The sequence below is a fragment of the Streptomyces sp. NPDC051310 genome (genome assembly GCF_044455245.1).
Lineage (GTDB): Bacteria > Actinomycetota > Actinomycetes > Streptomycetales > Streptomycetaceae > Streptomyces.
Window position 1 is genome coordinate 106,346 of the sequence record NZ_JBITEO010000014.1, and the last position, 26,004, is coordinate 132,349.

Here is a 26,004-nt window from a genome sequence, read left to right on the forward strand (position 1 = left end):
CGCGCCCGGCATAAGAACGGGCTTCGACCAGGGGCGATGCATCTCTTCACCGGACGTGCACGGATCATGACGTCATGTCTCACACCTCACGGCGCAGCCTGCTCGCCCTCTTCGCGGCCTCGGCCGCCACCGTCCCGCTGAGCGGTGTCGTCGCCACCCCCGCCCGGGCCGCCGGGCCGGCACCTGTCCCCGTCGATCCTTTCCCCGGCCCGGCCGGCCTGACCTCGGCCCGTTCCTCCGTGACGCTGCCCCCGCTGAACGCGTCGTACTTCGCCCCGGTGACGCTGAACACTCCGCTCACCGCCACCGTGCTTCCCGGCACCCCGGCCCGCACCGAGGTCACCTCCGGCGGCAAGCGCGTGGCGCTGCTGACGCACGGCGCGCGGACCGTCGTCCTGCCCGGCCCGACGCGGACGTTCACCGAGAACAAGAAGCCGTTCGTGGACGACTTCCAGCGCACGCTGCCCGACGTGTCGCTGCCGCTCGCGGACCGCCAGTACTGGGGCACCTCCCCGGGCGGCGGCAGCTGGTCCACCCTCGGTCCCGCCGACACCGACTACTCGGTCGTGCCGGGCACCGGCGTCATCGCCCTCACCACCGACTTCGCCAGCCGCCACGCCACCCTGCGCGACGACGAGATCACCGACGTCGACGTGCGGTCCGTGGCCCGCTTCGACAAGGTGCCCGCCGGCCAGGCCTGCTCGTACGCCCTGTCCTTCGGCTACCAGGACACCCACAACAACTACCGGGCCCGCCTGTCCTTCCTCACCACCGGCGCGGTCGAACTGCGGGTCGAGAAGGAGGTCACCGACACGGTCACCCAGCTGACCGCGGCCGTCACCCTCGCGACGGGCGTGCCCGCGGGCACCGACTGGACGATCCGGGTACGCCGCCAGGGCGCCCGCATCCAGGTCAAGGCGTGGCGCTCCGCCTCCACGGAGCCGTCCGCGTGGGCCGTGGACGTCACCGACTCCACCTTCGCCACGGGCCGCGTCGGCCTGCGCGCGCTCGCCAACGACGGCTGCACCAACCTTCCCGTCAAGCTGCTCGTCAGCCGCTTCGAGGTGGACGCCGCCAACTGGGCGACGCCGCCGAGCGTCACGCACGGCGACTGGGTGCGCGTGCTCCCGGAGCCCTTCGACGGCACCTGGACCCCGCAACTGGAGCAGGTCATACGGGGATGGGCCGGCTCCACCGTGCCGGACGTCCTCGCGTACGCGGCGATGTTCCTCGCCGGCGCGCCGGCGGTGACCAGCGGTGCCGGTCCCGCCAAGGACAAGCAGGTCCTGGGCGAGTCGGGCTACGGCTACCTCGACCCGCAGGGCTACCGCTACGAGGGCGCCGACTTCCACGAGTACATGAACGTCGGCTGGACCTTCCCCGACGGAACGTACACCGGCCCCTCCAGCAAGCAGGTCGGCAACCTCGACTGCTCCGGCTACACCCGCATGGTCTACGGCTACCACATGGGTGTCCCGATGGCCGCGGGCGAGGACACGTCCGGGACCCGCATCCCGCGCAAGTCGCGGAACATGGTGGAGTACGCGCCCGGCGTGCGGATCGACCGCACGGCCGACGGCACGACGCCGCCCGCCGCGGCGCTGCTGCAACCGGGTGACCTGGTCCTCTTCAACGCCGACTCGGGTGACGACAACCCGACGATCACGGTCGATCACGTCGGCATCTACCTGGGCAAGGACGCGGCCGGCAAGCGCCGCTTCCTCTCCAGCCGCAAGACCATCAACGGCCCCACCATGTCCGACCTGGGCGGCGCCTCGCTCCTGGACGGAACCGGCACCTACGCGAAGAAGCTGCACACGGTGCACCGCATCTGACCTCCGCGCCCAGGGTGCCGCCGCACTGCCCACTCCCGGGCTGCGGCGGCACCCTGGGCGGGCGGCCGGGAAGGGCGCCACGGCGCCGCCGCCGTTTTCACCAGTGCGCAATTGGCGTGCCGGGGTACTGGTTCGAGGACGAACAACCACACGCGGTCGCGGAGGACGCAAGGGCGCGGACCCCGCGGGACGCAGTGTGGACCGCACCCGCGCGGAGGGCTCCACCGAGGAGCCCGGGCGCCACGCAGGAAGGGCTCCATGGGCACGGTCGTACACGTACCGCAGACGCGGGACATGCTCGGTGAGGAATTGTCGGGCGACGAGGCGTTCACCGCGCTGCGGCACTACGGCGGACGCAAGCTCCTCGTCGACTCCTTCGCACGATTCCGCTACGCCGACGGGTTCAGCTTCGCCCGTTCCCTCGGGTACCAGGTGGTGCTGGGCATCGTGCCGTTCACCATCGCCCTCGTCGGGATCACCACCACCGTGCACACGGAAGCACTCGGCAAGGCCGTCGAGCTGGCCCTGGCCCGCATCGTGCCGGGCACCAGCGCGGAAGTCGTACGCCAGGCCCTCGCCGACACCCGGCGCAGCGCCGGGGACACGGCCGGCGCGATCGCGATGTGGATGGGCATGGGGTTCGCCGTGGTCAACCTGGCGTCGGCCATGGGACAGATCGAACGCGGCTGCAACCGCATCTACGGCATCGAGCGGGACCGTCCCTTCGCCGCCAAGTACGGCAGGGGAATACTCCTCGCCCTGTGCGCCGGCCTCCCGCTGGGCGGCGGCTTCCTCGCCATGGTCGCCGGGAAGGACATCGGACAAGCGGTGGTCCAGGCGCTCCACTGGCCGCCCGCCGTGCTCACCTGGTGGGAGAACCTGCACCTCCCGGTCGGGATCGTCCTGGCGGCACTGGCCTCGGCCGTCATCTTCCGCTGGGCACCGCGCCGCGACCAACCCGGTTACACCTGGCTCGTGTTCGGATCGGGGGTTCACCTCCTGCTGTGGACCGGCGCCACGAGTCTCCTCGCCCTCTACGTCAGCCGGAGCGGCTCCTTCGGAGCCGTCTACGGGCCCCTGACCGCGTTCGTCGCACTGCTGCTGTGGGCCAACGTGACCGGGATCGCCCTGTTCCTGGGCGTCGCATTCGCCGCTCAGCTGGAGGCGGCACGCGCGGGCATCACGCAAGCCGTCCATCCGGACCCGGGCCCGGGCCGCTGACGAGGACCACGGCTCGTGCCATCATGGCCGACCATGATCGCAATCGGGTTGCTGCGCGAGGAGGACCGCGCCGGCTGGGACGTGCGACCTGGGCCGGCCCCTGCGGAGGGGAGGGGCCGGCACGCATCAGGAGAAGATCGCGTGCACCTGATCGACCGCTTCGGGTCCGTAGCCGACCGTGCCCACGGGGACCGCGCCGTCGATCGCCTCGATGACACGCCCGGCCCATACCGGCCCGAACCCCCCGCAGAGCTCGATCAGTTGCGCGCCCTCGGCCACCAGGCGCCGCGCGACCTCGATGCCCTCCTCGGGCTTCTCCACCCCGACGAACACACTGCGGCACTTCCCCGTGTCCACGACGCTGACAGCGCCGCCTGCCGCGCTGCCGTCCGCCGTGTAGATGAATCCCCAGTGCGTGAGCGCCATGCGTATCGACCTCCTGTGATCATCGGAGTCACCAGCCAAGCAGAGTCGGGGAGGGAATGGCCCGGATCCGGGACGGGCAGTGAGTGATCCGCGTCGCAGCCCGGGTGGTCCCTACCGGCCGGGTACGACGGAGCGGCGGGCCGGAGCCGGGGGACCGGACCTGTCCGGACCCGCCGTGCCGCAGCCCGCGGACGCGGCTCGTCCGGCGGGAGCGGACGCCGATGCCGTACGCGCCCCCGCCCGGCGGCAGCGCCGGTGACGGGCATGCACCGTCCCCGGCCGGCCGCACCGCCGAGGGCTTCAGAGGACGCCGACCTTCTCCTCGATCGCCTTCACGAGACCGGTGACGGCGAGGAAGGAGATACCCGAGCAGCCCAGGCCCTCCAGCGGTGTGGCTCCGAGGTGACGCCCCAGCAGGTAGGCGAACAGACCGGCGACCGTGCCGCAGAGGAGCGCGATGATGATCGCCATGACCTTCTTGGCCTGATCCGGAGCGCCCGGTGCCGGTGCCGGTGCGGATGCGGGACCCGCCGCGGGCGCGGGCGCGGGTGCGGGTGCGGGTGCGGGTGCGGGCCCCGGCCCGGGCCCGGGTCCGGGTCCGGGTCGGGGGCGGGGTGTGAGGGTCGGGTCGGTCATGGCGGTATCCGTCCTTGCTCGTACGTCCTGAAACCGGGCCCTGGCCGGGCCCGGCCCAGCCGCGGGAAGCGGCGTAGGAGGAGCAGAGCGTTCGGCGACCGGTTCACGCCAGACCACCTCCGTAGCTGGATGATTTCGTGCGCGGCCGGGGGAGTTCGCCCAGGTGAGGGCCTCCGCACCCGGCGCGTTTGAACAAACTTGGTACGGCGGTGCCGCTCCGCGGAGCCGCAAGGGCGGCGACATCCGCGATTCTGGTGACCTGGATGACAGCGCGGAGGTTCGCAGGCGATGGCGGAGACGTGGCGGGACAGGCTGAGCAAGGCGGGACCGGAGGACTGGCAGTCCTACCGCACCGCGTTACGCGCCTTGAAGGAGTCGACGAAACGGACGTTCGACGAGTTGCAGGGTCTCGGCGATCCGGTCGTCCGCCGGGGCGACGTTCCCGGGATGAAGGCGTCACCGTCGAAGGGGACGTGGCATGCCCTGACGAGCGACAGACGGACCGGGCCGCCCGCCTGGCCGCAGGTCGAACTCCTCGTCCGGATCGCCGCCGTGGAGCTGCGGCTCCCGACGGACGACCTCGTGAGGGAGTGGGCAGCGGCGTATCAGGCATGCGGAGGTTCTCCCGGCCGCTTCACCGTCCTGACCGGGCCGGAGAGCACGCCGGCCCCCGCACCCGCGGCCCGGCCCTGGTGGAAGCGGAAGCGGATCACCATCCCCGGTGCTGCCGCGGTCACGCTCATGACGGCTGTGTCGGCCCTGGCCCTCGTCCTGACCGGTGCCGACCCGGGGAGGAGCGCCAAACCGTCCGCGCCGAGTTCGTCCGCGTCACCCGGGGCCCTCCACAGCCCCACCCCGTCCCCGAACCTCACGGTGTCACCTTCCGCCACGGGCACCGCGCCGCGTACGCCGCCCGGGACACCGGACGCCGTTCCTCCGCGCGCCACCCGCTCCCACCGCGCAGACGCCGATGCCACGGAGAGCCGGCCGGTGCCCTCCAGCCCGGGGAGCGAACGGCGCGTCGAGCCACCGCCGTTCACGCCGCCGCCGGGGAGGACCCGGCCACCCGCTCCGGAACCCGAGCACGTCGTCCCGGGTGAGATCGCCTGGTCCAAGGACGGCGAGGGCGGGGCACCGGACTCGGGAGCCGTGGAGGCCTACCGGACGCCCACGGACGACGGTCCCGAATGGCGAACGGCTGTCTACCCGTTGGGCCACCACGTCGCGGTGCGATGCAGGGTCTCCGGCCGTGTCGTCCCCGTGGGCGGCGCCTACACCGGCCCGCCCGGACGCGAAGGCGTCTGGTACCTCATCAAGAACGATCCGGAACTGGACGGCTTCGTCCCCGCCGCCTACGTCGACACGGGGTGGGGCACGGTCCCGGACTGCTGACCGCGGGGCAGGCGGAAAGCGGGTGCCGGGCGTCGCGGCCCCGGCCGCCGCCGACGACCTCCGCGGTGGCCGGTTAGGATCCGGCCATGCCGCTGACCACGAAGGACGTGAACCGGTTCGAGGCCGCGAGGCCCCGTCTGGAAGCCATCGCCTACCGCCTCCTCGGCTCCGCGAGCGAGGCGGAGGACGCCGTACAGGAGGCATTCCTGCGCTGGCAGGCCGCCGACGTCGAGCGCATCGAGGTCCCCGAGGCCTGGCTGACGAAGGTCCTCACCAACCTGTGCCTCAATCAGCTCACGTCGGCCCGGTCGCGGCGCGAGACGTACGTGGGCCAGTGGCTCCCGGAACCGCTCCTCGACGGGGACCCGATGCTCGGCCCGGCCGACACCGCGGAGCAGCGTGAGTCGGTCTCGTACGCGGTCCTCACGCTCATGGAGCGGCTGTCGCCCAACGAGCGGGCTGTGTACGTGCTGCGGGAGGCGTTCGACTACCCGCACCGGGAGATCGCCGACATCCTCGACCTCACCGAGGCCGCCTGCCAGCAGATCTACCATCGCGCCAAGAAGCACATCGCGGACGGCAAGGCCCGCAGCGAGGTCGACGAGGCCGCCGCCCGGCGGATCGTCGAGGAGTTCCTGGCGGCCGCCACCAGCGGGAAGACCGAGCCGCTCGTGCAGCTGCTCAGGAGCGACGCCATCGCGATCGGCGACGGCGGCGGGAAGGTCCCGGCGCGGACCAAGGCGTTCGAGGGCGCCGTCGCGGTCGCGAAGTTCATGCGGGGGCTGTTCATGCCCGCACGGTCCAAGCGTGCCTGGGTCGGCGGCTCGCCCGGGATCTACGTCACGTCCGCCAACGGCGACCCCGCCATCGTGGCGGTCGTCGACGGCCGGGTCGTCGGCATCGTGTGCCTGGAGATCACCGCCGAGGGCATTGCCGCGTTCCGCAGCCAGGCCAACCCCGACAAGCTGGAGCGCGCGACCGAGGTGTGGGCGGCCGGCGAACACGGCGAACCCCTGTTCCACGCCTTCTGACCCCGCCGGGTGTGGTCCCGATCGTGAGGTGAGGTGCTGCTGATCCCGATGTGATCCGGTTCACATCACGTTCCTGTCAGGAAACGGCGGGCTGCCCGGTTCAAGGGGCGTCACCGCGCAGAACACAGGTCGGGACCCGCAGACAGGAGCAGGAAATGCAGCACCGCATCATCGTTCTCGGCGCCGGATACACCGGAGCCGTCGCGGCCGGCCGCCTCGCCAAGCGGCTGCACCATGACGACGTCACCATCACGCTCGTCAACGCCGAACCGGACTTCGTCGAGCGGGTCCGGCTGCACGAGCTTGCGGCCGGCCGGCACCTGCGGCCCCGGCCCTTCCGCGAGATGTTCCGGGGCACCGGCGTCGAGCTGAAGCTCGCGCAGGTCACCGGCGTCGACGTCGACCGCAGGGCGGTCGCCGTCGTCGGCGCGGACGGCGGCGCCGAGGAGCTGGAGTACGACACCCTCGTGTACGCCCTCGGCAGCGGCTGGCACGACCACGGGGTGCCCGGCGCCGCCGAGCACGCCTACGAGATCGCGAGCCGCCCCGGGGCGCTCCGGCTGCGCGAGCGGCTGGCGGGCCTGGACGCCGGGCAGTCCGTGGTCGTCGTCGGCGGTGGGCTCACCGGTCTGGAGGCCGCGACCGAACTCGCCGAGGCCCGTCCGGACCTCGCTGTCTCCCTCGCCACCCGCGGCGGGCTCGGCGACTGGCTCTCGGACAAGGGCCGCCGGCACCTGCGGAAGACCTGCGACCGGCTCGGCATCACCGTGCACGAGAACGCCGCGGTCACCGGTGTCGGAGCCGACCGCGTCACCACCGCCGGCGGCGAGGCGATCCCGGCGGCGGTCACCGTGTGGACCACCGGCTTCGCGGTCCACCCGATCGCGCGGGCCACCGCCCTGGAGACCACCGGGACGGGGCAGATCGTGGTCGACGGGACCATGCGCTCGGTCTCCCACCCGGACGTGTACGCCGTCGGCGACGCGGCCATGGCGATGGGCCCGGGCGACAAGCCCCTGAGGATGTCGTGCGCCTCGGGCGTCCCCGCCGCGTGGCAGGCCGCCGACGCCATCGCCGCGCGCCTGACGGGCGGGAAGGTCCCGGACATGCCGATCCGCTACTTCAACCAGTGCATCTCGCTGGGCCGCAAGGAAGGTCTCATCCAGTACGTCACCGCCGACGACCGGGCCGTCGACGCGGCTCTGACCGGCCGGCTCGCCGCCGTCTACAAGGAACTGGTCTGCAAGGGCGCGGCCTGGGGCGTGGCCCATCCGACCCTCGGCCTGCCGGTCCGCCGCCGCCGGGTGGTGGGGGAGGCGGTGGCCACGACGCGCTCCGCGGTCGAGGTGTCGGCCTGACGCCCGGTCCTCGACGCCGGACGCACACGGTGAAGCGGGCGCCCGCGAGGGGCGCCCGCTTCCGTCCGTGACCGGCGTCCCGGGCAGGACGGACGGATCAGAACGCGTAGACGGCGTTCCCGTTGAGGGTCGTGGCCATGACGCACGCGTTGGAGAAGCTGTGCTTCCAGGAGATGCGCTTGCCCTGCCACACACCGTCCGCGGTGACGGTGACGGGGTCGTAGTGCATCGGGCAGGCGCGGTCGGTGTCCGGCGTGGCCAGGAGCGTGTCGAGGGTGCCGGCGGTGGCGGCGAGTGCCGCACAGGCGGCCTTGGGGTCGGGGTGCGTTCCCTGCGCGCTCGGCGCGCAGCTGAGGGTGGCCGCCCGTACGACGGTGCCGTCCTCCCCGCCCTGGGCGACGGTGAGGACCACGGCGGAGGGGGCGTACAGGCTGGTGGGCTGCGCTTCCGCGACACCGGCGGCGCAGGCCAGGGTCAGAAGGGTAGCGGCGGAGACGGCAGCGATGTGGCGACGCACGGCGACACTCTCTTTCAATTCGAAGGGTAGAGGCTGGACTTGCCTGTGCTTTGTGGGCTGTACGTCGCAGAGTCTGTCGGGTGTGAAAGTTGCGCGCACATCCATGACCGATTTACAGACAACCCGTTCGATTATCGGCGACCGAATGGTCGTTCAGGCAGCTCAGGCGGGTTGCGCGCGGTACGTGATCACCTCCGGACGCACCGTGATACCCCGACGTGACAGCCGTGCGAAGGCCGCTGACCTGCTCTCCGTCGCGGCGCGTTCATCCAACATCCATCCAAGCTGACCGAATAGCGTCGCTATCCCCGCAAGGACGGCCCTCCGGATACGGCAATCGGGGGCCGAAAGGTCCGTCGTCCCGGGCGCGGCGCCTGTCCGGGCTGTCCGCGGGTACGGGAAGCGCATGGCCCCGTCCCGCCCCGCCCTGACGGGTGGTCGACCGCAGCGCGGCCGGGTGGGCGGGCGGACGAAGGAGGGCGCATGTCGGTCGACCTCATCGGTTTCCTCGGCGTGGTGCTGGTGGCGTACGTGGTTCCCGGCCCCGACTTCGTCGTGGTGGTGAGAGCGGCGGCCGAGCATCCGTCGAAGGGGCGGGCGGCCGCGCTGGGTGCGCAGGCCGGGCTGTGCGTGCACATGCTCGCCGCCGCTGTCGGGCTGTCGGCGGTCGCCGCCCGTTCCCCGGCGGTGTACGACGCGGTCAAACTGCTGGGCGCGGCCTACCTCGTGTACCTGGGGGTGCGGGCGGTGCTCGCCGCCCGGCGGGCCGTGCGAAAGCGGCGGCGTGCGGACGGGGAGGCGTCGGGCGCGGCCGAGGACGGCGCCCCTTCCCCGGCCGGGCTGCCGGAGGCGGCGGGCGCGGGCGTGCCGGGCGGGCGGCGGTCCGGCTTCAGCCAGGGCTTCCTCACCAACGTGCTCAACCCGAAGGCCGCGCTGTTCTTCCTCAGCATCCTGCCGCAGTTCGTCGACGCCGGCGGCTCGCCGACCCGGCAGATCTTCTTCCTCGGCGTCCTGGACGTCCTCATCGGGGTCGTCTACTGGTTCGGCCTCGTCCACGTCGCCGCCCGGCTGCGGTCCCTGCTCGACCGGCCGACGGTCCGCCACCGCTGGGAACTCACCACCGGTTGGCTCTTCATCGCCCTAGGCATCGGGGTCGCCGCGGCCGCCTGAACGCGCAGGCCACGCAGGCGTGGAGAGTCCCGTCCGGTCGCACACGGGCCTGTGCGGCGGGCCGGCGCTCGGGCGAACAGGCGGGCGCGTACGGGCGTTGATCGTTCCTGTCGTCCGCAGGCAACCTGACGGCCGCTCCCGACGTCGTAGGGGATGCCAGATCTTGATCATGACGGAACGGGGGAGTGGGGACGATGCCGGAGGCCGGTACGCCCGATGCCGGGACGAAGGACGGGCGTACCAAGCCCGCGGAACCCTCGCTGAGCAGCAACACGTGGCCTGTCGTGTTCCTCGGTCCTGCCCTGATGCTGCTGCGCTTCATCGGCGAGCACGCCTGGGCCTACTGGACGGCGGCGGTCATCGGGTCCCTCGGCGTGCTCGGGGCAGCCGTCGAGGTCGTCGCCACGGTGAAGGCACTGGCGAGGGGGCGGCAGCCGCTGGTCGCCATCTGGGTGATCGCACTCCTGGCCGGCGCTTCGGCGCTCCTCGTCCACCGGCTGGTGGGGGGCTGAGACCCCGCCGGTTCCGCGACGTGCCGCACATGGGCAGTGGTGGGGAAAACCCCTCCCGGAGCCGTCATCCTCCGTCCTGAGGAGGCCCGACCACCTGCTGTCCGATCCGCTCGGCAAGCCACTGCGCGAAGCGGTCCTCGTAACCGTCACGGTTGCGGCGACGAACGTGAACGAGAACCAGATGCGTTTCGGCGGGGGCGTCCAACGCGATGGAGTCGCAGTTCAGCAGGAGGGTCACCTCGGCGTGCTTGCCCTCGCCGTACAGGTCGCGCTCGGGCGCCGCCGGCCACATCAGTGCGGACCAGCGGATCGCCGCCGGGTGAGGCCCGACCACTGCCGTGAAGTGGTCTTCGACGCTCCCCACGGGCTGATCCGGCATCGAGACGGTAAGAGGCAGGTACTCCTCCGCCGCGGCCAGGTCGTCGGGCAGTTCACCGGCAGGAACCGACCGTGCGAGGTCCAGGACGTCGTCCTCCGCGTCCTGCGGTGCCGTCCAGCTCGTGAACCACGCCTCGGGAAGGGCAGTACGCATCCGCTGCACCTCGGGCAGCGAAGAGATCTCGGCCTCAACGGACACCTCGGAGCAGGGCTGGACACCGAACGCCACCATCCGGCGAGCCATTGCCAAGGCGAGCGCGGAGTCACGGGTACGGAATACGGGGTATGCGATGCCGTTGGACATGCGAGGACTGTGACACAGGGATCGTCCACGTCCGGGCGGCAACCCCCTGGTGATTGCCGGACGCCCGTGCACGGTGCCCCTCGGCGCACCCGACATCATCGGGCACAGGATGTCGGGTCCCGCCGGATGCGTGGCGCCTAGCGTGGGGACGGCAAGCAGGAAGGAGACCGGACGTGCTGGAGCGGCTCAACCAGGCCATGGAGCACATCGAGAACCACCTCGACCAGTCGATCGACGTGGCTGTGCTGGCGCGCATCGCGGCGACTTCGGAGTACCACCTGCGCCGGATGTTCTCCGCGCTCGCGGGGATGCCGCTCTCGGAGTACATCCGGCGCCGTCGACTCACCGTCGCGGGCGCCGAGGTGCTCGCGGGGCGGGAAGCGCTCCTGGGGATCGCCGTGCGGTACGGATACGGCTCGGGCGAGGCGTTCGCGCGGGCGTTCCGCTCGGTGCACGGAGTCGGACCGGGCGAAGCCCGGCGTACCGGCGCCGCCCTCGTCTCCCAGCACCGGTTGTCCTTCCGACTCATCGTCGAAGGGAGCAGCAGCATGCGCTACCGCATAGTGGACCGCCCAACTTTCACCGTCATCGGGCCCAAGGCCCGCGTGCCACTGGTGCACACAGGACCGAACCAGGCGATCATCGACTTCGTCCGCGGGATCGACCCGCAGACCCTCGAACGTCTGGAGAAGCTGTCGGACCAGGAGCCCCACGGCATCGTCGCGGTCTGCGACGACCTGGACCCGAGCCGCGCGGAGGGCACCGAACTCGACTACTACCACGGGGTCGTCACCGACGCGCCTGCCTTCGCGGGCACCACTGCCCTGGCCGTCCCCGCCGGTACGTGGGCGGTCTTCACCGCCTCCGGGCCGGCACCTCAGGCCATCCAGGAGCTGTGGCGGGAGGTGTTCGTGGAGTGGTTCCCGTCCAATCCGTACCGCAGCCGCCCGGGACCCGAAATCCTGCGCACGCTCCTGTCGGCCGACGGGACCGAAGCGGACGCCGAGCTGTGGCTTCCGGTGGAGCGGGAGCACGCACGGCCGCTCGAACGGCACGTCGACGCGAGCGGCTGAGCACATCGGGGGCAAAGTGACCGGACCCCGTCCGGCGGAGGTGCGCCGGTCTGGTCGGCCCGCCGACCGACGGCGCGCCGGGCAGCCGCTCCGAGCCCGCTCGAAGCCGTCGTGGGGACCTGACGGACCCCTCATCCCCCGAACCCTTCCGGCGGTCAGGGGTCTGCCCGGCCGGACCGGGCAGACCCCTGACCGAAGCGGCCAGCCGCTCCGGGCCTTGCTCATGTCACCTCAGGAGCAGGGCGTGGTGATGGAGCTCGCGTCCCCCCGACGTGACGTTGCCCGAGTTTCCAGCCATGCGGAGCCGCGCCCCCCACGCTGACGTAGTACCACTTGTTCCCCGACTCGTTGTACGTGTAGCACCAGCCGCCGAGCCGCGTCCCCACGGGCAGCGAGTAGCCGCTGGAGTTGCCACAGCCCGCGTTGGGTCCGTTCCTGAGCCAGATGGAATTCCTCACGCTGGTACCCCCGGGGCCGTTCACGACGTTGTCGTCGTAGCAGGCCAAGGGGCCGATGTCCGACGGTGTCCAGTCCGGCGCTTCGTTCGTCACGCTCTGCGCGTCGTTGTCGGCTTCGCCGCGTTCCCGGCGATCGGTGCGCCGGTGGCGTGCAGCGGTTCCGATGGTGCTGACCCCGGGCAGCCGCAGGCAACGGCGGACAGCCGTCCCGGACAAGCGGCGTCCGTCCGGCCTGGTCAGAGGTTTGTCCGGACGGTTTCCCCGCCTGTCCCGGACAGCCCGCCGCATCCTCCCGGAGGCCGCCGGGGGCACGACATCGCGGAGGGCGGCCCCGGCATCATGGAGGCATGCGGACCGGAGACGTACGGAGTGGAGACATGCGGACGCGAGACATGCGGACCCGGGCCCGGCCCGTGCTCGTCTTCGACGGCGACTGCGGCTTCTGCACGGCGTCCGTCGCGTTCGCCGAACGTCGCCTCCAGCCCGCCTGCGACGTCGTCGCGTGGCAGCGCGCGGACCTGCCCGCGCTGGGCGTGACACCGGAGCGCGCGGCTCGTGAAGTGCTCTGGGTGACTCCTGTCGGCACGGTGTACGGCGGAGCCCGGGCGGTGGCGAAGATTCTTCTGTACACCGGCCGGGGCTGGGCGCCGCTGGGGGCGCTGCTCATGCTGCCTCCGATGCGGTGGGCCGCCCGCGTCGTCTACCGGCTGGTGGCCGACAACCGGCACCGTATGCCCGGCGGTACGGCGGCGTGCGCGGTGCCCGAGGCCGCGCACAAGGGTGACACCGGGTGACGGAGAGCCGCGGGAGCGGCGGTGGGTCGCGCCGGAGGGGGTAAGGAGGACAGCAGACCACCATCGCGTCTGCGAAGGAGACGAGCATGACCGACGACGCCTACCTGTTCTTCGTGGACGGCTCGGCGCCCCCGCTGGGCGTACCCGTCGCCGCCGTGGGGGAACTGGCCTGCCTGGAGACGCCCGCGGTACGGGCCTGGCTCGACGCGCACGGTGTCACGGCCGGCTCCGCCGGGGTACGGCTGCTGCCGCCCGAGGAGACGGGGAGCATCCCCGAGGGCGCGGAGAAGCTGCCCGTTCCCTTGAGCGACGAGGAGCTGAGCCGGCTGCGCCATGCGCTGGCGCCCGGCGCCCTCGCCCGCCTGGAGGACGAACTGCTGGCCTACCGCGACTGCGCCGGCGAGCGGGACGAGCTGCTCACGCGCGCCGTGGCCGCCGGGCTTCCGCCGCACCGCATCTCCGAACTCACCGGCGAGGACCCCGGGACCGTGGCGTCCGCCGCCGCGGCCCAGCGGCATGGCCGTCCGTCGGAGTCCGGGCCGCTGCGGCGGTGAGGGGGAGACCATGACGACCGAGAAGACCCGTACCAGGCTGCAACTGCTCGAGGACCGGCTCGGTGAGCGGACCCCCGCGCCGATCGACGGGCAGACCCGCATACCCCTGCCCCCGCCCGCCGCGGCGGAGGACGAGGACGACGGCGGCGGAACGTCCTGACCGGCCGGGGACGGGACCTCAGAGCCCGGTGACCTTGGCGCTCGCCGACAGCTCGTAGACCAGGGTGACCGTACGCCGGCCGCCCGGCGGGAGGGTGACGTCCCAGCGGGCGATTCCTTCCGTGTCGAGCACGTCGGGCGCCGGGGCGCACACTTCCTTGCGCAGGCGTACGTCCACGGCCGACACCTCGGAGACCGGGATGCGTTCGCGGAGGAGGACCACCCGTTCCTCCCGTTCTCCCGGGGCGGAGAACCGGGACAGGTGCAGCCGGACCGTGCGGGTGATCACGGTCCGCTGGGTGAGCCCGCCGGATTCGCGGGACTCCTCGGTCAGCCGGACGACCCGGTAGTCGTCGCTGCTGCCGAAGGCGAGCTCGACGGGGGCGCCCGGGGCGGTGAAGTCCAGCGTGCCGCGGCCGGTGAATCCGCTGCCGCGGATCAGGTCCACGGGCCCGGCGAGCAGTGCGTGGCCGGACTGGTTGTCGCCCCGCACCACCTGGGTGACCAGCGGGGACAGCTCGGGTGTGCAGACGTACTCGCTGCGCGCGGCCGTCGTGAAGGCCGACAGCGGCACCCGGTGGGCGCGGCCGTCCGCGGGTACGCGGACCGGCGCGGAGGCGTGCAGCACCCGCACCTCGCCGCCGTCGTCCACCCCCGGCAGTCCGAGGACCGGGGCGGGGCCGAGGTCACCGATCTCTTCCTCCCGCAGCTCGACGTCGACCGTGCGGCGCTCCGCCGGGGAGCGGTCCGTGAGCGTCAGCCGGTCCTCACTCAGCCGGGGCGGGTCGCCGGCAAGCGCCGACCGGGCGGTCGACAGCGTCAGCCGTACGTCCGACCAGTCCTCCCCGGTGCGCTGCCAGACCATCGCGTCGGTCTCCAGCGTCAGGGAATCCCCGTCGAGCACGGCGCGGTAGGCGGGCCGCCACAGGGCGCACGGGGTGAGGTGGCTCAGCCGCAGTCCGGCCGGTCCCGCGGCCGTCGCCTCCACGGTGAGCTCGACATGACCGACCAGCTCGGCCGGCTCGTGCTCGGAGAGGTCCATGGCCCGCCGGGCCTCCCTCAGTTCGGCGTCGAGGGCGGCCAGGCGGGCGTCCACGGCGCGCAGTTCCTCGCCGTACGCGTCGCGTTCACCGTCCACCCGGTCCAGTTCGCGGGCCCAGCGGGACCGCTCGGTCTCCCCGCGGCCCGCTCCCTCGCCGATCTCGCGCAGCAGGTCGGCGGCGAGGCGGCCGAGCAGGTCCAGGCGGGCGTGCAGCCGGTCCCGGCGCTGCCCCTGCACGAGCCGCTCCTCTTCGAGGTGGTGCACGCGCCGGCGCAGCGCGGAGTCCTCGTCGGCGGAGGGGCGCGGGCCGCGCGGTGTCCAGCTGCGGACGATCCGCACGTCGAGCACGGACGCCGGGTGGCCCGAGGTCAGCTCGGCATGGAGCGTACGGTCCACGGCCAGCGCGCTGACCGGTCCCAGACGCAGCCGCTGGACCCCGGCCTCCAGGTCGAGAACGGCGGTTCGCTCGATGTGGGCGCGGTCCTCCAGGCAGGTGACGGCGGTGACGGGGAGGGCGATCGGCTCCGGGGCCGTGGACGTGGCGTCCGTGGACATGCGTGTGTCAGCTCCTGCGGTTGCCGCCGACCAGGGCCTTGCCGGCCGGGATGCGGATCTCGTAGCCACCGTCGAGGGCGGCGGTGCCCCCGGCGGGCAGGTCGACCCGCCATACGCGGGTGCCCGGGGTGTGGTGCTCGGGCCCCGCGCCCTCCTCGGGGGCCGTCCAGTCGGCCCGTTCCTCGATCCGGACGTCCGGATCGGAGGTGACCGGCACCCGCTCGCGGACCTCGACGGTGACGGGCCTCGCCAGCCGGTTGGCCAGCTCCACGTGGACGCGGTGGTCGAGCACCGTGGTGTTGTTGCGCAGGCCCGCGGTGGACTCCAGGAGATGCGTACGGCGGGTGACCCGGATGCCCTCGGCGGGACCGAGCCCCACCCGGCGGACGCCGCCGGGAGCCAGGGTGGGCAGTGCGGCGGTCACCAGGAAGTCGTCGTCGACGGTGATTTCGACCGGACCGGCCAGCAGCGCCTGGTCGGTGGCGTTGGAGATCACCAGCGTCGCGTGGACGGTCTGCTCCACGGACGGCACGCAGAGGTACTCGGTGCGCAGACCGACCGGGATCTCCGCGACGGTGATGGTGTGCCAGGTGCCGTCCGACGGGATGTCGGCGCGGGCGGCGGCATCGAAGCGGTGGTCGAAGGAGCCCGCCGACTCGCGGGGCCGCACGGCGTGGTCGGGAAGCGCCAGTGCCGACACCGCTTCGGCGCGCCGGCGGTGATCGGCCGCCACCGGGTCGAAGGGGGTGTCCGGGAACAGCCTGCCCCTGCGGCTGCCCTGGTCGTCGGGGCCGGACAGGACGAGGGCGGCGTAGTCGAGCTCGGTGCCGCTCGGCTGCGGCGGACCGGCAGGCGGCGCGACGGTCGCCGCAGGCGATGGTGCGGCTTGGCCGGGCGCCGCGGGGGCGCCGGGCGAGGGCGGCGGCGCACCGCGGCCGGGAGCCGCAGGAGCCGGGGCGGCGGGAGCCGCGAAGGCCCTGCCGGCGGTACGCGGCCTGCCGGCCGGCCGTGCCTGGACCGGCTGCGCGGGGGCGGGCAGGCCGCCGCCGAAGGTCTCCGCGGGGGGGCCGGCCGTGCCGCCGGGCGCCGGGAAAGCGGCCGGACCTCCGCCGTAGGCCTGCGGAGCGGGCGGCGGCGGGGGCGGCGGGACGGGACCGGACGCGAAGTCGTCCGCGGCACCCGCCCGTACAGGGAGAGCGCCGGCGGCCACGGCTCCCGCGGCCGCGGCAGGGCGGGGACCGGCCGCGTCGTATCCGGTGAACAGGCCGGCGAGTCCCGGCGGGGGCTCCCGCCAGCCGGACGGCGCCGGGTCCGGCTGACGGCGCCCGATGCGGATCGAGCGCAGCCTCGGCAGGTCGGTGCGGCGCCGCAGGTCGGCGGTGGCCAGCCCGATGCGGACACCGCTCCAGTCCGCACCGGTGCGCTGGGCGACCGACGCGCGCAGCACCAGGCGGCCGGTGCCGTCCCCCTGACGGTGGGTGAGGCGGTAGGCCGGCACCCAGACGGCGCCCGGGACGCCGTACTCCAGCTCCAGTTCCAGTTCCGGCTCCCCCTGCACGTCACCGGCGCCGGTGACGTCGAGGGTCAGGACCGCGCAGACCGTGGTCTGCACGTGGGCCGACGGCGCGTCGCTGGAGGCGCGGGCCAGCCGGTCCGCGGCGATACCGAGCTCGTGCTCGAGGCCGCGCAGTTCCTCCTCCAGCTCGACCAGCCGGGCGTGCAGCCCGGTCAGCCGCTCGTCGACGAAGTCGGCGAGCTCCAGCCACGCGTCGGCGGGAGTGCGGCGGTGCGGGTCCTCGCGCCTGCGGGGCGGCGGGACCGGGTGCAGGGCGCTGATCTCCTCGATCAGCCGCAGCTGCCGGTCCCGGCGTCCCCGCGCCGCCGCACAGGCGTCGCGCAGCCGCTCGAACTCGCTCCGCGCCGCGTGCGGCGTGCCGGCGTCGAGCGGCTCGGCCTCGACCTCCACCCTGGCCTCGGTGACGCGTACTCCGGGACGGTGCAGGGCCCGGGCCCGCAAGGAATCCGCGTCCAGCGAGCGGGGCAGTCCCGTCACCCGCACCCGGCCGTCCGGCGGCACGCCGACGCGGGCCCGGCGGCGGCAGACCGCGCCCTGCGCGTACACCACGACCGAATCGAGGGTCGATGCCCACCGTTGTGCCGTCTCCGCCGTCATATGCTCCGCCCCCGCCGCGTCCGTGCTGAGCGAAGCCTACGCCGCGCGGTCCCGCGCGCCCAGGCCGAGTCCCGCGGACAGCCACCGCCCTTCGACGACGGGGGAGCGGCGGGCGGTGAGCCACCGTCACCAGACCCGGTGACGGCGTACGGGCCGCCCGGAGACAGGGCGGCCCGTACGCCGAGCAGGGCCGATGCGCGGACAGGGGCAGGAGACCCGGCGGGTGACGCCTCTCCTGCGACGACCGTCTTCGGCCGAGTGGCGCAGCGCGGGTCAGGAGGCGAGCAACCGCCCCATCCCGGTCGACGTCATCCCCGCTCCGCCCCAGTGTTCGCGTGCCGCTCCGGGCGGCGTATCCAGGCGGGCCCCATCCGAGTGGCGGGCCGGGCGCATCAGCCGTACAGCTCGGAGCGAGGGCCGTACGGCTGGGAACGGCCGCCGCGCGGCCAGTAGGCTCCTGCCGGCCGGGACGAAGGCGGTACCGGCTGCCGCCGAACGCCCTTCCGACGGCGCCGCGCTTCCTGCGGCCACACCGAGACGGGAGCACGTGTTGATCGCTCTGGAGTACGGCTACGAGGTGCTGCCCGGCGTGGCGGTGGACACGCCCGGCGTCGAGGACGTCCTGCGCCGCCGTGAGCGCGGCCGGCGGTGGGGCGTGCTGGCCCTGACCGCCGAGGTCGCGCTGCTGGCAGCCGTACTCGTGGTGGCCGGCCCGGGCTCGGTGCCGGGTACGGTCACCGCCGCGTGCCTGGCTCCTGTCATCGCCTCGACGGCCGGCCTGACGCTGCTCTGGCACCGGGCGCGGCGCCGGGAGCGTTTGGTCATGAGCACCTACGGCTGGCAGATATGGCCCGTGCGCACGCAGGACGTCCGGGTGGTCGCTGCCGGGGGCGAGCGGGCCCGGGGCCGGCGGTGGGGCACGGACGGCCGGGTGGTGCTGCTGCAGCCCGACGGGCAGAGCCACTGTTCCTTCCCGGTCCCGTCGGACGGATGGGACGGCCCGCTGCCGCAGGGCCAGCGCCCGGGGAACGAGGTGTGGTTCGCGGGCGACACGCGGTTCGGGGGAATGGTCGCCGAACCGGGCGGGCTGCCTTTCCGCTACGTGGTCCGCTCCGTGCCGGGCAAGCGCCGGGGCTCCGGCGCGGAGGACGATCTGGCCCGCCGCGCCGGCCTGATGCCCCGGAGCCGGCGCCACCGCTCCTGACCGGTCCGCCGCCGCAGCCTCGGAGTGGTGGGCGCGCCGGATCAGGACGGTGCGCCGCGCCCTTCATGCCGGTAGGCGGTCAGGACCGCCTCGCGCCGTGCGGCGTCGAGATGGCGGACGGCCTCCCGGAGCGTCACACCGGAGGACCGGCCGACGCGCGGCAGGAACCAGTCGTACACGTCGTCGGCATGTTTCCTGCTCGCCTGCCTCAGTACCCATCCCAGGGCCTTGCGGACGAAGAACCGGGGGTCCTCCAGGAGCGGGTCGGCCGTCGCGGTGAAGACGTGCCAGTACCGGGGAAACCCCTCCGTGTCGCCGAGGGGGACGAGGAAGGCCAGGATGCCCGACCGCCGGATCCACTGGTGTTCCTCGGCGGCCCAGCGCCGGTAGGTGTCCACCGCGGCGGGTTTCCGCAGCAGCAGCCGGCCCGCGACCGACCCGGCGAGCAGATCGACCAGGGCCCAGGTGCGGCTGTCACGCACCAACTCCTCCAGCAGCGCCGTGTCCTCCGCCTCCAGAAGGCGGACATGCCGTTCCAGCAGGATCGCGGCCGCCATCCGGGACTCGTGCACCTCGGGGCGCCACAGGGCGCGGGCGCAGGACACGACGCGCGCATGGTCGAGCGGGCCGTGGGCGCGGACGGTGCCGGCCACCAGTGTGCGGATGACCGGCATCCTCACCCCGTAGTGCTGGAGATCACTCTTGAGGTACCGCTTGGTGCTCTCCGCGGTTACCGGGTCACCGGCCCGTCGCAGGCCCGCCGAGAGCTCGTCCACCAGGAGGGCCGTCGCCGCATCCACCCGTCCGCTCCTCTCCGTCGTCGTGTGTCGCGCTCACCCTGGGGTGGCCGCGGTCGGTGAGCAAGCTCGGCACAGGCCGCTCGGGGCGGTCCCCCTTCGGCTCACGCGCCCCGCTCCGCCGGGGCGGGGCCGGCGAGGGCTTCCGCGGCCGCACGGACGAAGGCCTCGGGATTGTCCAGCATGATGTTGTGGCCGCAGTCGGGGATCCGGACGACAGCGACACCGGCCTCGGCGAGGGCATCGGCGCCGGACAGCGGGCCGTCCGCTTCCGGGAGCAGGTACGTACGCGGGATCTTCAGGTCGATGAGCAGTTCGCGCAGGGTGGGCGTCGTGCCACGGGCCAGGTTGACGGCGCTGCGGTACAGCGCTTCGCGGCCGGCCAGCCGCATGGTGGACCACCAGTGGGCACCGGCCCGGTCTCGGACGGATTCCCAGGCCCCGGCGAGGAATTCCTCCTCGCTGTGGGCGGCGATGCCGCTGCTCCCGACGGCGGCGGCGTCGGGCGGGACGGGGTCGAGGTTGGAGTCGATGAGGACGAGCCGGGAGACCAGGCCGGGATGGCGGGATGCCAGCACGATGGCCACCGATCCGCCCATGCTGTGCGCGATCACCTCGGCCTGGCCGACGCCGGCGGACCGCAGGGCGGCGGCGAGCGCGTCGGCGTGGGATTCCAGGGTGTAGTCGAAGTCGGTGGGGCGGTCGCTGTGGCCGTGGCCGAGCAGGTCGATCAGCAGTGAGCGGTGGCCACCGAGTCGCGGGTCGACGGCGACCTGGGTGAAGTAGGCGGGGGATGTGGCGCCCAGGCCGTGGACGTAGACCCGGGTCGGCTCCCGTCCGGGAAGTTCGACCCAGCGTATGCGGTCGTCCCCCGCGGTCACTGCGGCACTGCGCATGGTTCTTCTTGCTCCTTGATCGAAGGGCAGCGGTCAGCGAGCCTAGCCTCCCTTCCGGCGTTCCTCCTGCCCGGCCGCCCTGCCGGCACCGTAGTCCTCCCGCCAGCTCAAATGGCGGGCGCTGTACGGACGTTCCACCGCTGCCCGTCGGCGTCGGGGGCGCCGTGCCGTGCCGGGGAACCCATGGATCGCTGCCGCGTCGTTGCGCGCGGCCCATCCGCCTGACCTCGGCGGGACCGGGGAGGAGGGAGCGAGCCGGATGTCCGCGGTGCGCGACGGCGGCGAACGGCGGCACCGCGCGGTTCGCCGGGAGCGGTGACGGCGGAGACCTCGGCGCGCGGTGCCTCTTCCGGGTGATCAACGAACACAGTGTAAAACACAGAGCCATTGACTATAGAACATTCCCGCGCTTCTATCGTTAGTGAGAGTTGCCGATAGAAGGAGGGTGCCATGTCGTCCGTAACCACCACCACTACGAGCGCCACCTCCCGGCGGGCCGTGCTCGCCGACCCCGGCTGCCAGGCGTTCGTCATCCTGCGCACCGGCTTCACCGCGGTGCCGATCCTGTTCGGGCTGGACAAGTTCACCCACCTGCTTGTGGACTGGCCGGCCTACCTGGCGCCGTGGATCGACGACATCGTTCCCGGCAGCGCCCAGGCCGCCATGTACGCCGTCGGTCTCATCGAGATCGTCGCGGGCCTCGCCGTCGCCCTCGCCCCCCGCTTCGGGGGCTGGCTGGTGGCCGGATGGCTGGCCGGCATCATCGTCAACCTGTTGACCATCCCCGGGCGCTACGACATCGCGCTGCGCGACTTCGGGCTGCTCGTCGGCGCGGTGGCCCTGGCCCGGCTCGCCCGGCGCTACTCCGGTAAGCGCCGACCGCACTGACGGTGGGCGGTCCGGGCTGCGCACGGCGACAAGCGGGCGAGCGCCTCGGGGGCTCACCCGCCCTTCCTGTGCCGCCGCTGCGCTTGCCCGGGCGCCGCGATCCGGCGCTCGCCCGGCGTGCGCACGCACCGCCCGCTGGGCGCCACGCGGGCAACACGTCCGGGCCCCGGGCCGTGCCGGCGGCCCGGGTGGCGGCGTTCCTCAGCGGACGGGGAGGCGTCCGGCGGCGGGGCCGACGGGGTCGCAAGCCCTCAGTTCATCAGCAGGAGCCGCGTCTGCGGTACCAGCTTCCGGTTCACGCTGGTGCTCTGTATGAAGATCGTGAAGTCGTCGTTGTGGTCCGGCTTGACGCGAACCTCCGCGTCCGGAAGGCCGAGCAGGGCGCGGGCCTCCGGCCCGGTGTACACCCGGTCCGTCTTCTTCTCCAGCACCGCGATCTGCTTGCGCGCCTGAACCTTCTCCGACTTGCTCAGCTGATAGAACGCACCACCGGTACGGTACGTGTGTCCGGATTCGGTGACCCATTCCCGTATCGCCGCTGCGCGATCGACCGGAAGCAGCTGGTATTCCGACGGATCCACCGGGGTGAGACCGGCCGCCTTGATGGTGTCCTTGTTGACCGCGTCCGCACCCGTGGAGAACACCGCCCGCGATCCCCGGATGCCCTTGGTGCGGCCCACCATGAATTTCTCGGTGGCCTCCTGGATGACCTGCCCGGCCTCCTCAAGACCCTGCGTGCTCGTGGCGTCCCAGATGGCGATGTTGTCCTTCGGGAACCCGTACTGCATGGCCTCGCGCTTGCCCATCTGATCCGGCACGAGGACGGCCAGCGTCCAGTTGTCCTCCTGCGTCTCGATCATCTCGGCCACCGCCCGCACCAGTGCACGCTGGTCCCTGACGGGGGCGTCCGGGCAGCGATGACTCGCGTTCTCCTGGCCGTCGGTCAGCACGAACGTCAGGAAGCTGTGGTCCCCGTACAGTTGCGCCGTCTGCGCGAGCTCGCGCTGCGACTTGAGCGTGGCCGCCAGCAGCGCCGTCATTCCACCGACCCGGTACAGCTCCTTCAAGGACGGCATCCGCAGCACGTCCTTGTCGTAAATGACGCACTCCACCTTCTCGGAGAAGACGTACACCGTGACACGGGTTTCCTGGTCCAATTCCCCGGACCTGCGCGCGAGATAGGCGATCTGCTGGTCGGCGACCTCGATGACCTTGCGGCTCAGGTGCGACATGGACGAACTGGCGTCCAGCACCAGAGCGACGTGATTGATGTAGTTCTGCTTTCCGGACATGAGTGCTCCCCCTTTTTCCGACTCGATGCTTCGATGCTCTCACCCACCACTGACAATCGATCACGGGCGAGGCGCCGGCAGGCCGCAGGGAGCGGCGCGATCCCGTCGCCGGCGCAACCGCCCCGCCCTGCCGCTCCGTTCGCCGCCGCCCGAAGCTGCGCCGCCGCCCGGAGCCCGAGGGCACCCGGTCCGGCCTGCACACCGGGCGGGTTCCCCGTGGTCCCGGGAGCACGGGTGAACAGGGGCGACACGGGTACTCGGCCCCCATAATCAGGCGCGCGCTGTGGCAGCGGCTGCTGGCAGGGGCGGTCGGGGGTGTCGTCATGACGCTCGGTGAGAAGATCGAACAGGCGGTCACCGGGCGGCCGGATTCGCATGTGCCGGGACGGGTCCTCGAACGACTGGCCGGCGCGCCCGAACGTCCCGGCGGTCAGGCGGCCGTGCTCGGCGTCCTGCATTCGGTCATGGCTCAGGCGGGACTGCGCGGACCGGTGGCCTCGGCGAAGTTCGCCGTGGTGCGCCTCACGAACGACCAGATCCTGGAGAACGCGACCGGCGCCGGTGCCCCGCCCTCCACCTGGCCGCGCAAGGAGCTGGCGGTGGATCTCCTGCACAAGACGGTGTATGCCTTCGCCACCGGAGCCGTCGCGGACGCCCTGGCGGCCCGCAACGGCCCGGGTCCCGGGCGGCGCCACGCCGCGAGGCGGCCGGTGCGGCGCACCGGTGTCGGACCGCTGCCCCGGGGCGAGTGATATGCCGCGACCGGGCTCCGCAGACAGGGTGGAGGAGAGGCGATGAGGATGAGAGTGGATCCGAGGGCCGTTGCCCGTGCGCAGGGCGTGATCGGCGGAGCATGGCCGCTGCTGTCGCTACGGACCTTCGAGCGCGTCTACGGCCCCAAGGCCGATGACTGGCTGCAGAAGACCACCGGCGGTCTTCTGGTGGCGGCCGGCTGGAGCATGCTGCGCGCCGCCGCCGACGACGAGGGCATGCGGCACGCCCGCCGTACGGGTGTCGGCACGGCGCTGACCCTTCTGCTCGTCGACGTCGTGTACGTACCCAAGGGCCGGATCCGGGCCACGTACCTGATGGACGCCGCCAAGGAAGTGGCATGGCTCGCCGCCTGGTACAAGGCCGGCCGTCTGGGGCATCGCAGCGATTGAGTTGTGCGTCCCTTCCTGGTCACGGACGGCGTGACGGCCGTGACGCCCCGGTGCGGCCCCTCACGGGGTGTACGGGGGCCGCGCGACCACGCCGACGCGCCCGGACACCCCGGTGCGTCACCGCTCCGTGCGCCCGGCGGATACACGTCCCCCGGCAAAAATCTTTTAATCAGGATAATTCCTGCAATGCCCGACTTGAATGCGGGTACGCGGAAGCCGCAGACGAGCACACCCTTCCTTTCTGGAGGATTTATGAGCGGCTTCGAGGACTCGGGGCGCCGCGAACAGAGCACGCCCGGCGCGGTGGCGCGGACTGCCCAGGACAAGGCGGCCGAGGGCGCGGGACTGGTCGGTGGCAAGACCGCCGAGGTGGCCGGTACCGCCAAGGAGCAGGTTGCCGGTGTGACCCACGAGGCCGGTGCACAGGCGCGCGATCTCGTGGGCGAGCTGCGGGGCCAGCTCCGCGACCAGGCGCAGACGCAGACGCAGCGACTGGCGGAGAATGTCCGCCGGCTCTCCGACGAGTTGCGCGAGATGAGCGAGAACGGCAAGCCGGACTCCGGTGTCGGCGGTGTGGTGCGGAAGATATCCGACGGCGGACACCAGGTGGCCGACCGCTTGGAGCGGCAAGGCCCCGAAGGTCTGGTCGGTGACCTGCAGGACTTCGCTCGGCGCCGTCCGGGCGTGTTCCTCGCGGGTGCGGCCCTGGCCGGCTTCGTCGTGGCGCGGGCCGGGAAGGGCGTCAGCGCAGCCGGCTCGGCGGACTCCTCGTCCGGAACCGGGCAGGAGAGCCGACCGCAACCCACGCCGCCCCCGACAGGTGTCGGTGCCGGTGGCGCAGGGGTCTCCGGGGCGCCTCCCGTCCCGCCTGTCGCTCCACCCACCACACCCCCGCCCGCTGTACCCCCCGCGCCGTCATATCCGGCCACGCCCCGGACGGGAGATGAAGGATGGCGGTGACCACACGCGTGTCCGAGCGCGGCAGGGTGGACGGAAGGGACGTCCAGACTCCGCCCCCACCGCCCGCCATCGCGCAGGACACGTCCATCGGTGACCTGATCAGCGAAATCAGCGCAGACCTGTCCCAGTTGGTCCGTGACGAGATCGAACTGGCCAAGGCTGAGATCAAGGAAGAGTCCACCAAGGCCGGCAAGGCCATGGGGATGCTCGGCGGAGCCGGGTACGCCGGACACCTGGTGCTGCTGCTCGGCAGCTTCACGGTGATCTTCGCACTCGCCAACGTGATGGACATCGCCTGGGCGGCTCTCATCGTCACGGCCGTCTGGGCGGTGGTCGGCGCGGTGCTCTACTCGACCGGCCGCAAGCGGCTGCGCACCGTCAACCTCAAGCCCGAACAGACCATGGAGACCTTGAAGGAGGACGCCCGATGGGCGCGACACCCCAGGAGCTGAGGAGCGACGTGGAATACCGCCGAGCTCACCTCGCCCGCAATGTCGATCTCCTTGCCGACAAGGTGACGCCCGGGAGGGTCGCACGACGCAAGGCGGGTGCTGCCCGCAACAAGTTCACCGGAATCAAGGAGCGTGTGATGGGCACGACCCGGGACGCCGCCGACACGATGGCGCAGTCCGCGCACGGGATCGCCGACAGCGCCGGTGACACCGCGGCAAGCGCCGCACGGACGGTCCAGGAGACCACCAGCCAGGCGGGCGAAGCCCTGCAGAAGGCACCCGCGCAGGTCAAGCGGCAGACACAGGGGAGCCCGCTGGCCGCCGGCCTCATCGCCTTCGGGGCGGGCATGCTCACCGCCGCGCTGCTGCCCACCACCCGCGCCGAGGAGCGTGCGGGGCAGCGGATGCGCGAGCACTCCGACGAACTGCTGGAGCCGGTGAAGCAGCAGGCGGTGCAGGCCGCTCAGGAGGTCAAGGAAGAGCTCCGCGAACCGGCCGCGCAGGCCGTCGAGTCCGTGAAGTCCACGGCCAAGGACGCTGCGGACACCACCAAGGAGCAAGCGAAGTCCGCCGGTCAGGACACCGCCGAGGGCCTGCGCCGGACGGGCCAGGACACCGTCGCCGAAGTACGCGACCAGACGGGACGCTGAACGTCACACCTGGGCGTGACACGGTGTCACACGCCGCTGGCACTCCCACGGGCCGGTCGATGTGGTGGCAGCCGACGACCCGGCCCCCGTCCCCGCGAGGGTTTCAGGGGGGCC

Annotated in this window: 27 protein-coding genes; 18 read left to right on the forward strand and 9 right to left on the reverse strand. The window is 72.6% G+C overall.

Annotated features, from left to right (window positions below; translation table 11 throughout):
* The first annotated feature begins 74 nt into the window (after nucleotides 1-74).
* Both ACIA79_RS21455 and ACIA79_RS21460 read left to right on the forward strand, forming a co-directional pair.
* Nucleotides 75-1,835 carry an NlpC/P60 family protein gene (locus ACIA79_RS21455; RefSeq protein WP_399429934.1) on the forward strand — a complete coding sequence of 587 codons (1,761 nt, stop codon included), beginning with the start codon at nucleotides 75-77 and terminating at the stop codon, nucleotides 1,833-1,835.
* 258 nt (nucleotides 1,836-2,093) lie between these two features.
* Nucleotides 2,094-3,056, forward strand: coding sequence for a YihY/virulence factor BrkB family protein (locus ACIA79_RS21460; RefSeq protein ID WP_399429935.1), 963 nt, complete (start codon nucleotides 2,094-2,096; stop codon nucleotides 3,054-3,056).
* A gap of 126 nt (nucleotides 3,057-3,182) precedes the next feature.
* On the opposite strand, the gene ACIA79_RS21465 is transcribed toward ACIA79_RS21460, so the two are convergent.
* Entirely contained in the window at nucleotides 3,183-3,482 is a 300-nt protein-coding gene (locus ACIA79_RS21465) for a DUF6506 family protein (RefSeq protein WP_399429936.1), read from the reverse strand.
* Between the two features lie 300 nt (nucleotides 3,483-3,782).
* Complete coding sequence (locus ACIA79_RS21470) at nucleotides 3,783-3,953, reverse strand: hypothetical protein (protein ID WP_399429937.1); 171 nt, start codon at nucleotides 3,951-3,953, stop codon at nucleotides 3,783-3,785.
* 453 nt (nucleotides 3,954-4,406) lie between these two features.
* Between ACIA79_RS21470 and ACIA79_RS21475 the strand changes: the two genes are divergently transcribed.
* From ACIA79_RS21475 to ACIA79_RS21485, 3 genes are all read left to right on the forward strand, one after another.
* Nucleotides 4,407-5,510: a hypothetical protein gene (locus ACIA79_RS21475; protein ID WP_399429938.1), complete on the forward strand. Its 1,104-nt coding sequence runs from the start codon at nucleotides 4,407-4,409 to the stop codon at nucleotides 5,508-5,510.
* Between the two features lie 86 nt (nucleotides 5,511-5,596).
* Nucleotides 5,597-6,541, forward strand: coding sequence for an RNA polymerase sigma-70 factor (locus tag ACIA79_RS21480; protein WP_399429939.1), 945 nt, complete (start codon nucleotides 5,597-5,599; stop codon nucleotides 6,539-6,541).
* 155 nt (nucleotides 6,542-6,696) lie between these two features.
* The gene (locus ACIA79_RS21485) at nucleotides 6,697-7,899 is read left to right on the forward strand and encodes an NAD(P)/FAD-dependent oxidoreductase (protein WP_399429940.1); all 1,203 of its coding nucleotides are present in this window, start codon (nucleotides 6,697-6,699) and stop codon (nucleotides 7,897-7,899) included.
* Between the two features lie 97 nt (nucleotides 7,900-7,996).
* On the opposite strand, the gene ACIA79_RS21490 is transcribed toward ACIA79_RS21485, so the two are convergent.
* On the reverse strand, nucleotides 7,997-8,416 hold the full coding sequence (locus tag ACIA79_RS21490) for an SSI family serine proteinase inhibitor (protein WP_399429941.1): 420 nt from the start codon (nucleotides 8,414-8,416) through the stop codon (nucleotides 7,997-7,999).
* 483 nt (nucleotides 8,417-8,899) lie between these two features.
* Here ACIA79_RS21490 and ACIA79_RS21495 point away from each other — a divergent pair, with 483 nt between their 5' ends.
* Together ACIA79_RS21495 and ACIA79_RS21500 are read left to right on the forward strand one after the other, a co-directional pair.
* Nucleotides 8,900-9,586 (forward strand): LysE family translocator, encoded by a 687-nt coding sequence (locus ACIA79_RS21495; protein ID WP_399429942.1) that lies wholly within the window; start codon nucleotides 8,900-8,902, stop codon nucleotides 9,584-9,586.
* Between the two features lie 185 nt (nucleotides 9,587-9,771).
* Nucleotides 9,772-10,098: a hypothetical protein gene (locus ACIA79_RS21500; protein WP_399429943.1), complete on the forward strand. Its 327-nt coding sequence runs from the start codon at nucleotides 9,772-9,774 to the stop codon at nucleotides 10,096-10,098.
* A gap of 64 nt (nucleotides 10,099-10,162) precedes the next feature.
* On the opposite strand, the gene ACIA79_RS21505 is transcribed toward ACIA79_RS21500, so the two are convergent.
* Nucleotides 10,163-10,780, reverse strand: coding sequence for a hypothetical protein (locus tag ACIA79_RS21505; RefSeq protein ID WP_399429944.1), 618 nt, complete (start codon nucleotides 10,778-10,780; stop codon nucleotides 10,163-10,165).
* Between the two features lie 173 nt (nucleotides 10,781-10,953).
* Between ACIA79_RS21505 and ACIA79_RS21510 the strand changes: the two genes are divergently transcribed.
* From ACIA79_RS21510 to ACIA79_RS21525, 4 genes are all read left to right on the forward strand, one after another.
* Nucleotides 10,954-11,853 carry a GyrI-like domain-containing protein gene (locus ACIA79_RS21510; RefSeq protein ID WP_399429945.1) on the forward strand — a complete coding sequence of 300 codons (900 nt, stop codon included), beginning with the start codon at nucleotides 10,954-10,956 and terminating at the stop codon, nucleotides 11,851-11,853.
* 835 nt (nucleotides 11,854-12,688) lie between these two features.
* Nucleotides 12,689-13,105: a thiol-disulfide oxidoreductase DCC family protein gene (locus ACIA79_RS21515; RefSeq protein ID WP_399429946.1), complete on the forward strand. Its 417-nt coding sequence runs from the start codon at nucleotides 12,689-12,691 to the stop codon at nucleotides 13,103-13,105.
* An 86-nt stretch (nucleotides 13,106-13,191) separates the two neighbouring features.
* A complete protein-coding gene (locus ACIA79_RS21520; protein WP_399429947.1) occupies nucleotides 13,192-13,659 on the forward strand; it encodes a DUF6003 family protein in 468 nt (155 codons plus the stop codon).
* Between the two features lie 10 nt (nucleotides 13,660-13,669).
* Nucleotides 13,670-13,819: a hypothetical protein gene (locus tag ACIA79_RS21525; protein WP_399429948.1), complete on the forward strand. Its 150-nt coding sequence runs from the start codon at nucleotides 13,670-13,672 to the stop codon at nucleotides 13,817-13,819.
* 18 nt (nucleotides 13,820-13,837) lie between these two features.
* Here ACIA79_RS21525 and ACIA79_RS21530 read toward each other — a convergent pair whose 3' ends face one another.
* Nucleotides 13,838-15,415, reverse strand: a complete 1,578-nt coding sequence (locus ACIA79_RS21530; protein ID WP_399429949.1) for a mucoidy inhibitor MuiA family protein — start codon at nucleotides 15,413-15,415, stop codon at nucleotides 13,838-13,840.
* 7 nt (nucleotides 15,416-15,422) lie between these two features.
* The gene (locus tag ACIA79_RS21535) at nucleotides 15,423-17,588 is read right to left on the reverse strand and encodes a DUF4139 domain-containing protein (RefSeq protein WP_399429950.1); all 2,166 of its coding nucleotides are present in this window, start codon (nucleotides 17,586-17,588) and stop codon (nucleotides 15,423-15,425) included.
* A 547-nt stretch (nucleotides 17,589-18,135) separates the two neighbouring features.
* On the opposite strand from ACIA79_RS21535, the gene ACIA79_RS21540 reads away from it, so the two are divergent.
* Entirely contained in the window at nucleotides 18,136-18,792 is a 657-nt protein-coding gene (locus tag ACIA79_RS21540) for a hypothetical protein (RefSeq protein WP_399429951.1), read from the forward strand.
* Between the two features lie 41 nt (nucleotides 18,793-18,833).
* On the opposite strand, the gene ACIA79_RS21545 is transcribed toward ACIA79_RS21540, so the two are convergent.
* Nucleotides 18,834-19,592, reverse strand: coding sequence for a DNA alkylation repair protein (locus ACIA79_RS21545; RefSeq protein WP_399429952.1), 759 nt, complete (start codon nucleotides 19,590-19,592; stop codon nucleotides 18,834-18,836).
* 101 nt (nucleotides 19,593-19,693) lie between these two features.
* Nucleotides 19,694-20,485, reverse strand: coding sequence for an alpha/beta fold hydrolase (locus tag ACIA79_RS21550; RefSeq protein ID WP_399429953.1), 792 nt, complete (start codon nucleotides 20,483-20,485; stop codon nucleotides 19,694-19,696).
* Between the two features lie 450 nt (nucleotides 20,486-20,935).
* Between ACIA79_RS21550 and ACIA79_RS21555 the strand changes: the two genes are divergently transcribed.
* The gene (locus ACIA79_RS21555; protein WP_399429954.1) at nucleotides 20,936-21,373 is read left to right on the forward strand and encodes a hypothetical protein; all 438 of its coding nucleotides are present in this window, start codon (nucleotides 20,936-20,938) and stop codon (nucleotides 21,371-21,373) included.
* Nucleotides 21,374-21,624: 251 nt separating this feature from the next.
* On the opposite strand, the gene ACIA79_RS21560 is transcribed toward ACIA79_RS21555, so the two are convergent.
* Nucleotides 21,625-22,665, reverse strand: coding sequence for a vWA domain-containing protein (locus ACIA79_RS21560; protein WP_399429955.1), 1,041 nt, complete (start codon nucleotides 22,663-22,665; stop codon nucleotides 21,625-21,627).
* 323 nt (nucleotides 22,666-22,988) lie between these two features.
* Between ACIA79_RS21560 and ACIA79_RS21565 the strand changes: the two genes are divergently transcribed.
* From ACIA79_RS21565 to ACIA79_RS21585, 5 genes are all read left to right on the forward strand, one after another.
* Nucleotides 22,989-23,417: a hypothetical protein gene (locus ACIA79_RS21565; RefSeq protein WP_399429956.1), complete on the forward strand. Its 429-nt coding sequence runs from the start codon at nucleotides 22,989-22,991 to the stop codon at nucleotides 23,415-23,417.
* A 48-nt stretch (nucleotides 23,418-23,465) separates the two neighbouring features.
* On the forward strand, nucleotides 23,466-23,828 hold the full coding sequence (locus tag ACIA79_RS21570) for a hypothetical protein (protein ID WP_399429957.1): 363 nt from the start codon (nucleotides 23,466-23,468) through the stop codon (nucleotides 23,826-23,828).
* Nucleotides 23,829-24,080: 252 nt separating this feature from the next.
* Nucleotides 24,081-24,788, forward strand: a complete 708-nt coding sequence (locus ACIA79_RS21575; RefSeq protein WP_399429958.1) for a hypothetical protein — start codon at nucleotides 24,081-24,083, stop codon at nucleotides 24,786-24,788.
* Nucleotides 24,785-25,240 carry a phage holin family protein gene (locus ACIA79_RS21580; RefSeq protein WP_399429959.1) on the forward strand — a complete coding sequence of 152 codons (456 nt, stop codon included), beginning with the start codon at nucleotides 24,785-24,787 and terminating at the stop codon, nucleotides 25,238-25,240. The genes ACIA79_RS21575 and ACIA79_RS21580 overlap by 4 nt, the downstream gene beginning before the upstream one ends.
* Nucleotides 25,216-25,890, forward strand: a complete 675-nt coding sequence (locus ACIA79_RS21585) for a DUF3618 domain-containing protein (RefSeq protein ID WP_399429960.1) — start codon at nucleotides 25,216-25,218, stop codon at nucleotides 25,888-25,890. Before ACIA79_RS21580 ends, ACIA79_RS21585 begins: the two co-directional genes overlap by 25 nt.
* The last annotated feature ends 114 nt before the right edge of the window (nucleotides 25,891-26,004 follow it).

Coding starts and splice junctions, on each gene's coding strand:
- ACIA79_RS21465 (WP_399429936.1), bottom strand. CDS start 3,482: ATGGCGCTCACGCACTGGGGATTCATCTACACGGCGGACGGCAGCGCG.
- ACIA79_RS21555 (WP_399429954.1), top strand. CDS start 20,936: ATGTCGTCCGTAACCACCACCACTACGAGCGCCACCTCCCGGCGGGCC.
- ACIA79_RS21535 (WP_399429950.1), bottom strand. CDS start 17,588: ATGACGGCGGAGACGGCACAACGGTGGGCATCGACCCTCGATTCGGTC.
- ACIA79_RS21515 (WP_399429946.1), top strand. CDS start 12,689: ATGCGGACGCGAGACATGCGGACCCGGGCCCGGCCCGTGCTCGTCTTC.
- ACIA79_RS21525 (WP_399429948.1), top strand. CDS start 13,670: ATGACGACCGAGAAGACCCGTACCAGGCTGCAACTGCTCGAGGACCGG.
- ACIA79_RS21455 (WP_399429934.1), top strand. CDS start 75: ATGTCTCACACCTCACGGCGCAGCCTGCTCGCCCTCTTCGCGGCCTCG.
- ACIA79_RS21520 (WP_399429947.1), top strand. CDS start 13,192: ATGACCGACGACGCCTACCTGTTCTTCGTGGACGGCTCGGCGCCCCCG.
- ACIA79_RS21570 (WP_399429957.1), top strand. CDS start 23,466: ATGAGAGTGGATCCGAGGGCCGTTGCCCGTGCGCAGGGCGTGATCGGC.
- ACIA79_RS21565 (WP_399429956.1), top strand. CDS start 22,989: ATGACGCTCGGTGAGAAGATCGAACAGGCGGTCACCGGGCGGCCGGAT.
- ACIA79_RS21485 (WP_399429940.1), top strand. CDS start 6,697: ATGCAGCACCGCATCATCGTTCTCGGCGCCGGATACACCGGAGCCGTC.
- ACIA79_RS21505 (WP_399429944.1), bottom strand. CDS start 10,780: ATGTCCAACGGCATCGCATACCCCGTATTCCGTACCCGTGACTCCGCG.
- ACIA79_RS21575 (WP_399429958.1), top strand. CDS start 24,081: ATGAGCGGCTTCGAGGACTCGGGGCGCCGCGAACAGAGCACGCCCGGC.
- ACIA79_RS21495 (WP_399429942.1), top strand. CDS start 8,900: ATGTCGGTCGACCTCATCGGTTTCCTCGGCGTGGTGCTGGTGGCGTAC.
- ACIA79_RS21470 (WP_399429937.1), bottom strand. CDS start 3,953: ATGGCGATCATCATCGCGCTCCTCTGCGGCACGGTCGCCGGTCTGTTC.
- ACIA79_RS21480 (WP_399429939.1), top strand. CDS start 5,597: ATGCCGCTGACCACGAAGGACGTGAACCGGTTCGAGGCCGCGAGGCCC.
- ACIA79_RS21460 (WP_399429935.1), top strand. CDS start 2,094: ATGGGCACGGTCGTACACGTACCGCAGACGCGGGACATGCTCGGTGAG.
- ACIA79_RS21530 (WP_399429949.1), bottom strand. CDS start 15,415: ATGTCCACGGACGCCACGTCCACGGCCCCGGAGCCGATCGCCCTCCCC.
- ACIA79_RS21550 (WP_399429953.1), bottom strand. CDS start 20,485: ATGCGCAGTGCCGCAGTGACCGCGGGGGACGACCGCATACGCTGGGTC.
- ACIA79_RS21585 (WP_399429960.1), top strand. CDS start 25,216: ATGGGCGCGACACCCCAGGAGCTGAGGAGCGACGTGGAATACCGCCGA.
- ACIA79_RS21475 (WP_399429938.1), top strand. CDS start 4,407: ATGGCGGAGACGTGGCGGGACAGGCTGAGCAAGGCGGGACCGGAGGAC.
- ACIA79_RS21560 (WP_399429955.1), bottom strand. CDS start 22,665: ATGTCCGGAAAGCAGAACTACATCAATCACGTCGCTCTGGTGCTGGAC.